This is a genomic window from Bacteroides sp. D22, assembly GCF_000163675.1.
In the GTDB taxonomy this organism is placed as follows: domain Bacteria; phylum Bacteroidota; class Bacteroidia; order Bacteroidales; family Bacteroidaceae; genus Bacteroides; species Bacteroides xylanisolvens.
Genome location: NZ_GG774807.1, coordinates 128,869 through 137,780 on the forward strand (window position 1 = coordinate 128,869; position 8,912 = coordinate 137,780).

Below are 8,912 nucleotides of genomic sequence, written 5' to 3' on the forward strand. Positions count from 1 at the left end.
CTTGAACATTTGGACGGGCGTCTGCGCAGGCTTCTTATTATAAGGGGAATATGACGCATGTGTAACCTTTAGGTCTTCGCTTACCTGTTAATCTTTATTTGTGCTAAAAGTTTCGCAGGTTTCATCGTTGTGAAACTTTATTTCTATCGTGATGGAACTTTATTTTCATTGCGATGGAACTTTTTTTTCATCGTTATGAAACTTTTATTCAATTCCTATGAAATATTTTCGCAAGTATCTTTCCCGTCACAATCTGTGGCTTACCAGTCATAATCTTCAATGTATTCGTCGAAGTTAATCTTTGTCTTGATGCCGTGTTCCAGGAAAACGTCTGCGATTTGTTTCTGTTCCGATGGATGAAGTCGACGTTGTTTGTTGCGAATACGGTAGTACATACTTTTCCCCATTAAAGATTTAAGGCTATTTTGTATGGCCATAGCTTTTTTGTGCGGAACGTCGTCTAATATATGGCTGATGCCAAGTGCAAAGGTCGTGAGAGTGTATGCACTGAAATAGGAACATTCCTTTTCATTCCCCGCTACATGGTTGATGTTGATCGCTTCGTAGTGAGGAACACTTAGGGGCACAATCATCGCAGCCTGAAAACGGAGGCATTTGTTGCGGCGCGGACATTTGGTATGGTTGCAAAACAGATACATTTTAGGTATATCATCGTATGTAAGTGGCTTCTTCATTATTTTTATCATATTCAACTTTTATATCAGACGAATTTGATACAAATATAAGGATTTATCTTGAAATACAGAATTTGCTCCACTTGTTCTCATTTTTTTCATAACCTTTGTAACCAATCATTGAAATATTTCCTAAAGTTTTATATGAAATATAAATTATTATACCTCTTCGCTTTGTTGAACTGTTTCCTTTCGGAAGCGTATGCCGGCATCGAACTTCGTTCCAAACAAATGAGAACCAGTGACGGACTGACCGGCAATTCGGTGCGATGTATGTTTCAGGATAGCAACGAATATGATTGAATACTGGATTGAAATAGTAGACATGATATTAGCCAATTATAGTTGTCTGTTAATAATTATAACTTTAAAATTGGCGTATAGAGCCGACATGATGTAGTGTTAAACTGTATATTTTATGTGTGGTTACAGTTTAATTCGTTTCCCCACCGTTTTGATTTGCCACGATTGTAATTTAATGCAAATCATTAGTTGGTATATGGAAAAAATGACATATATATGGACAATAATCCTCATTTCGAAATAGTCTGCTATGTTTTTTGTATTCGTTATTCCTTTTGGTTAGTTTTGCTTGTATAAATCTTAAAAAAACTATGAAAAGATGTATCTTTGTAACCAGCAATCAAAATAACCCCAAGCACTATATGAAATATAAATTATTATGCCTCTTCGTTTTGTTAAGTTTTTCTTTATCGGATTTGTATGCTGATATTGAACTTAGTTCCAAACAAATGAGAACCAGTGATGGGCTACCTAGTAATTCAGTACGATGCATGTTTCAGGACAGTAAAGGGTTCTTATGGTTGGGTACTTTAGACGGATTGACCCGTTATGATGGAAATACTTTTCTTACTTATCAGTTGGAAAGTGGAAAACACGATCAGATTTCTTTAGCAGATAACAGAATAAAACATGTGGCAGAGGATAAGAACGGTTTTTTGTGGATAAAGACTGTACCGGAATTATTCAGCTGTTATGACCTACAGAAAGCTTGTTTTGTAGATTTTACCGGTACCGGAAGTGATGGAGAGAACTATTCGGAAATATTTATGTCCTCTAATGGAGATGTGTGGCTTTGGCATAGAAGGAACGGTGTACGTCAAATTGTTTGTGAGGACGATCGGACTATGACCTCTGTGAAGTTTAGAACGAAATTTGGAAACCTGCCCGATGACCGGATTAAATTTATAAATGAAGATTCTAGTGGCAGGATCTGGATTGGTACCATGCAGGGACTTGCGTCTGTTTATAAAGGGAAAGTTGAATTTATCGATAGGAAATTGAATTTTTCTTCTTCTTTCCCTCATGGAGAGGATATGTATTTTCTGACAAAGAGTGGAGATGTGTATCGCTGTGTAAATGGATCGAAAAAAATAGACTGTTTAGCGTCGCTGTCTGCAATAGCCGGTAATACATCTGTCAGCACACATTCATTGATAAAAGATAAATGGGTTATATTTACTTCCAGCGAAGGAGTATATGAATTTGATTTTCAGAACTTTCAAATAACTCCTTACCGGGAATTGAAAATAAATAATGGAAAAGTGATTCATGACAATTATGGAGATTGTTGGGCTTACAATAACACTGGACGAATTTATTATATAAACTCGAAGAGTGGAGAAATAAAGAATTTTCAACTGATCCCTGAAGAGAAGATGAAATATATAGATTATGAGCGCTATCATGTGGTGCGTGATGACCGGGGGATTGTGTGGATTTCAACTTATGGAAACGGACTTTTCACCTACGATATTCAGGAGGACCGGTTGGAACACTTTGTTTCCGAAGGGAAGAATGCAGGACCTATAGGGTCAGATTTCTTGTTATGTTTGATGAAAGACAGGACAGGAGGAATATGGGTAAGCTCCGAATATTCCGGTTTGTCTCATATTTCCATTTCAAATAAAGGCATTACACATGTCTATCCAGAATCACCGGATGTTTTTGACCGTTCGAATACAATCCGGTTACTGACTAAAATGTCGAATGGAGATATATGGGTAGGAACGCGTAGAGGTGGATTGTATAATTATGATTCGCATCTGAAAACTAAGATAGATAATCATTATTTGCCCTATAATATTTATGCGATTTCAGAAGATAGTCAGGAGAATGTATGGATAGGAACCCGGGGAGACGGACTAAAAATAGGAGATACGTGGTATAAAACGGATCCGTCTAATCCTTTTGCCTTATCTCATTCTAATATTTATTCCATTCTTCGTGATAAGAAAGATCGTATGTGGGTGGGGACATTTGGAGGAGGACTGGATCTGGCAGAATCAACGGAAAAAGGACAATATAAGTTCCGTCGTTTTTTTCAAGGAAAGAAGTATGGCTTACGGATAGTCAGAGTAATGGCAGAAGATGAGAAAGGGATGATATGGATGGGCACAAGTGAAGGTATCTGCATATTCCACCCTGACTCATTGATTGCTAATGAAGATAACTATCATTTGTTCAGCTACACCGATGGCAATTTTTGCAGCAATGAGATTCGTTGCCTGTTTCGTGATAGCAAAGGGCGCATGTGGGTAGGAACTTCGGGTGCTGGGCTGAATCTATGCGAACTGTCAGACGACTGTCAGTCTTTGAAATATACACATTATGGAATAGCGGAAGGACTGGTTAATAATATGGTGCAATCTATTTTAGAAGATCATTCGGGACAATTATGGATTGCTACGGAGTATGGAATTTCAAGGTTCAATCCCAACAGCCATTCTTTCGAGAATTATTTCTTCTCATCTTATACATTAGGAAATGTATATAGCGAGAACAGTGCGTGTATGGGTGCAGACGGTAAACTGATTTTTGGAACAAATTACGGATTGGCGATTATTGACCCGAAGAAGATTCCAACAGAGAGATTGCTTTCTCCTATTGTTATCACAGGATTGTCCGTTAATGGAATTCAGGTGAAGCCTAATATGCCGGGGTCTCCTTTGCAAGAATCTTTAGCCTATTCGGATAAGATTACATTGAAATATTTCCAGAATTCTTTTATGCTTGATTTTTCTACTCTCGATTATTCGGATAATGGTCAAATCAAGTATATGTATTGGCTGGAAAACTATGACAAGGGATGGAATGTTCCGTCTTCTTTAAGTTTTGCCACTTATAAATATCTGGAGCCGGGCAGTTACATTTTTCATGTGAAATATTGTGATGGTGCCGGTATTTGGAATGATACCGAAACAACCTTGAAGATTGTTATTGTGCCTCCGTTTTGGAAAACAAATTGGGCTATGCTCGGATATTTCATCCTGATATTAATAGCTTTGTACTTTACATATCGTATCATTTTTAATTTCAATAGGTTGCGCAACCGCATCAATGTTGAAAAACAACTGACAGAGTATAAACTGGTATTTTTCACAAATATCTCTCATGAATTCCGTACTCCGCTTACATTGATCCAAGGAGCATTGGAGAAAATGTACCGGACGGATGATATTCCACAAGCCTTATTGCATCCGTTGAAAGTCATGGATAAAAGTACACAACGTATGTTGAGGCTGATTAATCAGTTGCTGGAGTTCAGAAAAATGCAGAACAACAAGTTGGCTCTTTCTCTGCAGGAAACTGATGTAGTTGCTTTCCTGTACGAAATATATTTAAGTTTCAGTGACGTAGCAGAACAGAAGAAGATGGATTTCCGCTTTTTGCCGTCTGTGCCATCCTATAAAATGTTTATTGATAAAGGTAATTTGGATAAGGTGGTGTATAACTTACTTTCAAATGCTTTTAAGTATACTCCTTCGGGTGGGACAATTCTGTTTTCTGTGAATGTGGATGAGGCGAAGAAGTGTTTATACATTCAGGTAGCGGATACCGGAGTAGGTATTCCTAAAGAAAAGCAGGGAGAATTGTTTAAACGTTTCATGCAAAGTAGCTTCTCCGGGGATAGCATTGGAGTAGGGCTGCATTTGAGCCATGAATTGGTGCAGGTGCATAAGGGAACGATTGAATATAAAGATAATGAAGGGGGAGGTTCTGTATTTACGGTATGTATTCCGACTGATAAAACTGTTTATTCGGAAAAAGACTTCCTGATTCCCGGCAATGTCTTGCTGGAAGAAGCGAATATGCAGACTCACCATTTGCAGGAGCTTTCTGAAGAATGTCAGGAACATGAAAAGACGGTAACTGCGTCTAAAAAGCATAAAATATTAGTTATCGAAGATGATAATGATATTCGTGGGTTCTTGCAGGAGGAGCTTAGTGCTTATTTTGAAGTGGAAGTGGCTGCGGATGGAATATCCGGATTTGAAAAGGCATGCAACTATGACGCAGACTTGATTATCTGCGATGTATTGATGCCCGGGATGACCGGTTTCGAAGTGACAAAGAAACTGAAAATTGAATTTGCGACAAGTCATATTCCTATTATTCTGCTGACTGCCTTGACTTCACCGGATAAGCACCTGGAAGGACTTGAAGCGGGAGCGGATGTTTATGTTGCAAAGCCATTTAGTTTCAAACTTTTGCTTGCGCAAGTGTTCCGGCTGATAGAGCAATGCGAAAAGTTGCGGAAGAAATTTTCCAGTGAACCGGGGGTAGTACGTCCTGCTTTATGTAACACGGACCGGGATAAGGAGTTTGCGGATCAGTTGGTGGCTGTGGTGGAAAAGATTTATTCTCAATACAACATTTCTATTGATGAATTTGCGCAGATGATGGGGATGGGACGAACTGTATTTTATAAGAAATTACGGGGAGTGACCGGATACTCACCGAATGAATATTTGCGTGTTGTACGAATGAAGAAGGCTGCCGAACTGTTTTTGACCGAAAGGAATCTGACTGTTGCGGAAGTTTCTTATAAAGTGGGTATTAACGATCCTCTTTATTTCAGTAAATGTTTTAAAGCGCAGTTTGGAGTATCTCCTTCGGCTTACCAGAAAGGGGAGAGAAGTAAAACGTAGTTATATATTTACCTTGAATCCGGTTTGTGAAGGATAGACCGGATTCAAGATAAGTATGTTTATCAGTTACATATTGAGGTCTAACTTATAGATTTCACTTCCGGCAAGAAGGAAACATCCTGTTCCGAAATCCTCAAAATCAGGAACTTTGTCGTATGTGACGGGCTGACTGTCTTTCGGTTCTTTGCCGGTTCCCTGTACATAACCAAGAAAACCATTCGGATGAACTGCATCCTTCACCATAGCATTCCATGCTTTTATGATTACAGGCAGATAGGTCTTTTTATCTAATAGACCGTTGCGTATGCCCCAAGCCATACCATATACAAAAAGAGCTGTGCCGGAAGTCTCTTTGCCTCCGAAGTTTGACGGATCGTGGAGGCTGACATTCCAAAAGCCATCTTCACGTTGGCATTGTTTCAGTGCTTTGCTCATGGTTAGAAAATCATTGATGTAATCTTGGCGATGTTTTTCATCAGATGGAATTTCATTCATTACCCGTACTAAAGCGGCATATACCCATCCGTTACCGCGGCTCCAATAACAGTTTTTACCATTCGGCTCTTTGTATGGAGGGTCGAAATTATGGTCTCTCCACCACAAACCTTCTTTGACATTGAACATTCCGTTCTCTCCGTGTTTATTACGGGTATATTCGTACATATCCCACATTTTGTCGAAGTACTTCTGTTCGCCTGTAAGTTTCCCCATTTTGGCAAATATAGGCATCCCCATCTGGATAGCATCTATCCACCACCAGTCGTTTATTTGTGGAGTATTGACCAGCATATCCATATTGGCTTTCGTTTTCCGTATTTTTTCAGGATCGGGGCAAATGTTGTATAAATCGAGATAGATTTGGCTGGCGCAGTAATTATCTGCATTACGGGTGGTTGTCCCACGGTGGAAGCCCCATTGGTGGTAATCCGCCCATTCTTTGGCATAGAGATAATATTCGTCTGCGGGATAGATGGAGTAGAGTGCCATTAAGCCTTCGTAATATACGCTTCGTGTCCAGATATTACTGGGGCGAACTACTTTTTTCACAAAGGAAGGAGTGCGATAGTTGGCATATTTCTTCATGAAATAGTCGTTCACATGAAGAGTTACTTTCAGAATTTCTTTTTTATCGGGAACTGTCTGTGCTTTTATGTTCCCGTAACTCAATATTACTCCTGCAAAAAATAGTATAAGATGCTTTTTCATTTTATAATAAATTAGATTACTATTGTTCTTAGATTTAGGCACACAAAGGTGAGCCTTTCTTTACCTGTTGCAAAGAAAATGCATTGTAAGGAAAGTGATATTGAAATTTGTACGGAAAATATGTAATATTAGACTTTATTCTTTATTCATATTAGTCATGGATAAGAACCAAGTATGAATAATTAGCAAGAGCGATTTTTTTGTAAGTCATATTGTTGTATTGATATTTATTGTATATTTGTAGAAGAGTAAGGGGAGACGAATATGAAAAGTCATACAAATAAAATATTAGAGTCTATTAAGCAGGCATTGACAGAGCATTTACCAAAAGGTGGCAAGGCTTTGTTGTTTGGTTCTCAAGCTCGTGGGGATGCACGGATTGATTCTGATTGGGATATTTTGATTATCTTAGATAAAGAAAAATTGGAGCCTGAAGATTATGATAAGGTAAGCTTTCCCTTAACTATGTTGGGATGGGACTTGGGAGCGCGAATTAATCCGATTATGTATACGATGAAAGAATGGGCTGCAAGTTGTATTACACCATTTTATAAAAATGTAGAGCAGGAAGGAATTGAATTAGTATGAAATTGACAGATGAAGAACGTAATTCTTTGGTGATATTACAGTTGGAGAAAGCTAAAGTATTTTTGAAACAAGCAGATGAGATGTTTGATCTGAAGTATTGGGATATTGCTTCCAATAGATATTATTATGCCTGTTTTCATGCTGTTCAGGCTTTATTAATACAAAATGGATTATCATGTAAAACCCATGATGGGTTGATAGCTTGCTTTGGCTTGAATTTTATAAAAACAGGCAAAATTAGTGCACGTTTGGGAAGTTTTTTGGCGCGTATGGAACAATTACGGCAAAAAGGGGATTATAATTGCATTTATTCAATATCGGAGGATGAAATCAGTACGATAAAAGCTCCGGCAAGAGAACTTATTGAGACTATTGAAGTTTTACTTGCCGAATCATAATTATTCTTGTAAGGATATCATCGTTAAAAGACCATTTTTTTTATTTTTTCGGCCACATCTGTCATATATGCCGGATTAAATTCTTCTAGTTCCGTGCGTGGTCGGAATCCCCATGTCACTCCGCAAGCGGTTACACCGGCATTGGCTGCTGTTTGCATGTCTACACCGGAATCACCTACATAAAGAACATCTTCTTTTCGTACATCGGCAAGTTTTAATATATCAAAAACGATTGTTGGATCAGGTTTGACATTTACTCCTTCCCGTTGGCCGAAAACGGCAGTGAAATGAATTTCCGGAAAGTAGTGGGCAACCAGTTTCTCGGTAGCGGCCTGATATTTGTTGGAGGCTACGGCAATCTGAATGCCTGCGGATTGCAGATAAGACAATAACGCTGAAATACCCGGGTAAGGACGACTATCGTCTGCATTGTGAATATCATAATAAGGAATAAACTCTTTTCTTACCCGGAGCACATTCTCTTCTGTCTTTTCTCCTTCGGGTAATGCACGTTCAAAGAGTTTGTTGATACCATTTCCTACCATGAAGTTATACTTTTCTACATCGTGTGTGGGGTATCCTAATTTATTCAAAGCATAATTAGTGCTATGGGCAAGGTCGGCGATGGTATTTAGCAATGTTCCATCCAGATCGAATATAACTAGTTTCTTCATTGTTTTGGTTTATTGTTTATCCTATATAGACTATCTTTTAGATGCAAAGGTAGAAATAAAAAATGGATTAGATGTCTATAAAATGAAACAGTTGTGCCAAGACGTTGGCACAACTGTTAACTATGCTTGTTCAGAATAAAGCTACTTAGGGATATTCCTAAAATAATAAAATTTAAGGCAACTAATTCATTGCGAGTTAGTTGCCTTTTTTGTATCTTTAAGCATTCCCCCCAAAAAACGGTTTGACGGCCAAAACGGGGGTAATTAAAAATAAAAACACATGGTAAAGATACAAAAAATCTCAGAAATCGAACCTTGTTTAGGTTTTACCGAGTTCGATATGCTTAAAAAATATCGTCAAAGTTTTGCAACGAGTGAATTAGGTCGCCTCCATTCTCT

The 8,912-nt window shown here is 38.3% G+C and carries 7 protein-coding genes and 1 pseudogene; 5 read left to right on the forward strand and 3 right to left on the reverse strand.

Going from position 1 to position 8,912, the window contains the following annotated elements:
- Positions 1–260: 260 nt before the first annotated feature.
- A complete protein-coding gene (locus HMPREF0106_RS11535) occupies positions 261–707 on the reverse strand; it encodes a DUF6078 family protein (RefSeq protein WP_009040129.1) in 447 nt (148 codons plus the stop codon).
- A gap of 132 nt (positions 708–839) precedes the next feature.
- Between HMPREF0106_RS11535 and HMPREF0106_RS27095 the strand changes: the two genes are divergently transcribed.
- Both HMPREF0106_RS27095 and HMPREF0106_RS11530 read left to right on the forward strand, forming a co-directional pair.
- Complete coding sequence (locus tag HMPREF0106_RS27095) at positions 840–998, forward strand: hypothetical protein (protein ID WP_009040130.1); 159 nt, start codon at positions 840–842, stop codon at positions 996–998.
- A gap of 362 nt (positions 999–1,360) precedes the next feature.
- The gene (locus tag HMPREF0106_RS11530; protein WP_009040131.1) at positions 1,361–5,647 is read left to right on the forward strand and encodes a two-component regulator propeller domain-containing protein; all 4,287 of its coding nucleotides are present in this window, start codon (positions 1,361–1,363) and stop codon (positions 5,645–5,647) included.
- Positions 5,648–5,713: 66 nt separating this feature from the next.
- Here HMPREF0106_RS11530 and HMPREF0106_RS11525 read toward each other — a convergent pair whose 3' ends face one another.
- Positions 5,714–6,853: a glycoside hydrolase family 88 protein gene (locus HMPREF0106_RS11525; protein WP_009040132.1), complete on the reverse strand. Its 1,140-nt coding sequence runs from the start codon at positions 6,851–6,853 to the stop codon at positions 5,714–5,716.
- A 264-nt stretch (positions 6,854–7,117) separates the two neighbouring features.
- On the opposite strand from HMPREF0106_RS11525, the gene HMPREF0106_RS11520 reads away from it, so the two are divergent.
- Together HMPREF0106_RS11520 and HMPREF0106_RS11515 are read left to right on the forward strand one after the other, a co-directional pair.
- Entirely contained in the window at positions 7,118–7,441 is a 324-nt protein-coding gene (locus HMPREF0106_RS11520) for a nucleotidyltransferase domain-containing protein (protein ID WP_004301671.1), read from the forward strand.
- A complete protein-coding gene (locus HMPREF0106_RS11515) occupies positions 7,438–7,839 on the forward strand; it encodes a HEPN domain-containing protein (RefSeq protein ID WP_004301673.1) in 402 nt (133 codons plus the stop codon). The genes HMPREF0106_RS11520 and HMPREF0106_RS11515 overlap by 4 nt, the downstream gene beginning before the upstream one ends.
- A gap of 23 nt (positions 7,840–7,862) precedes the next feature.
- On the opposite strand, the gene HMPREF0106_RS11510 is transcribed toward HMPREF0106_RS11515, so the two are convergent.
- On the reverse strand, positions 7,863–8,513 hold the full coding sequence (locus tag HMPREF0106_RS11510) for an HAD family hydrolase (RefSeq protein ID WP_009040133.1): 651 nt from the start codon (positions 8,511–8,513) through the stop codon (positions 7,863–7,865).
- Positions 8,514–8,793: 280 nt separating this feature from the next.
- On the opposite strand from HMPREF0106_RS11510, the pseudogene HMPREF0106_RS28430 reads away from it, so the two are divergent.
- Positions 8,794–8,912: pseudogene (locus HMPREF0106_RS28430) on the forward strand (transposase); the annotation flags it as partial.

What these genes read in the sequence shown, in the direction of transcription:
- HMPREF0106_RS11535 (WP_009040129.1), bottom strand. Translation starts at nt 707, where the DNA reads ATGATAAAAATAATGAAGAAGCCACTTACATACGATGATATACCTAAA.
- HMPREF0106_RS27095 (WP_009040130.1), top strand. Translation starts at nt 840, where the DNA reads ATGAAATATAAATTATTATACCTCTTCGCTTTGTTGAACTGTTTCCTT.
- HMPREF0106_RS11530 (WP_009040131.1), top strand. Translation starts at nt 1,361, where the DNA reads ATGAAATATAAATTATTATGCCTCTTCGTTTTGTTAAGTTTTTCTTTA.
- HMPREF0106_RS11525 (WP_009040132.1), bottom strand. Translation starts at nt 6,853, where the DNA reads ATGAAAAAGCATCTTATACTATTTTTTGCAGGAGTAATATTGAGTTAC.
- HMPREF0106_RS11520 (WP_004301671.1), top strand. Translation starts at nt 7,118, where the DNA reads ATGAAAAGTCATACAAATAAAATATTAGAGTCTATTAAGCAGGCATTG.
- HMPREF0106_RS11515 (WP_004301673.1), top strand. Translation starts at nt 7,438, where the DNA reads ATGAAATTGACAGATGAAGAACGTAATTCTTTGGTGATATTACAGTTG.
- HMPREF0106_RS11510 (WP_009040133.1), bottom strand. Translation starts at nt 8,513, where the DNA reads ATGAAGAAACTAGTTATATTCGATCTGGATGGAACATTGCTAAATACC.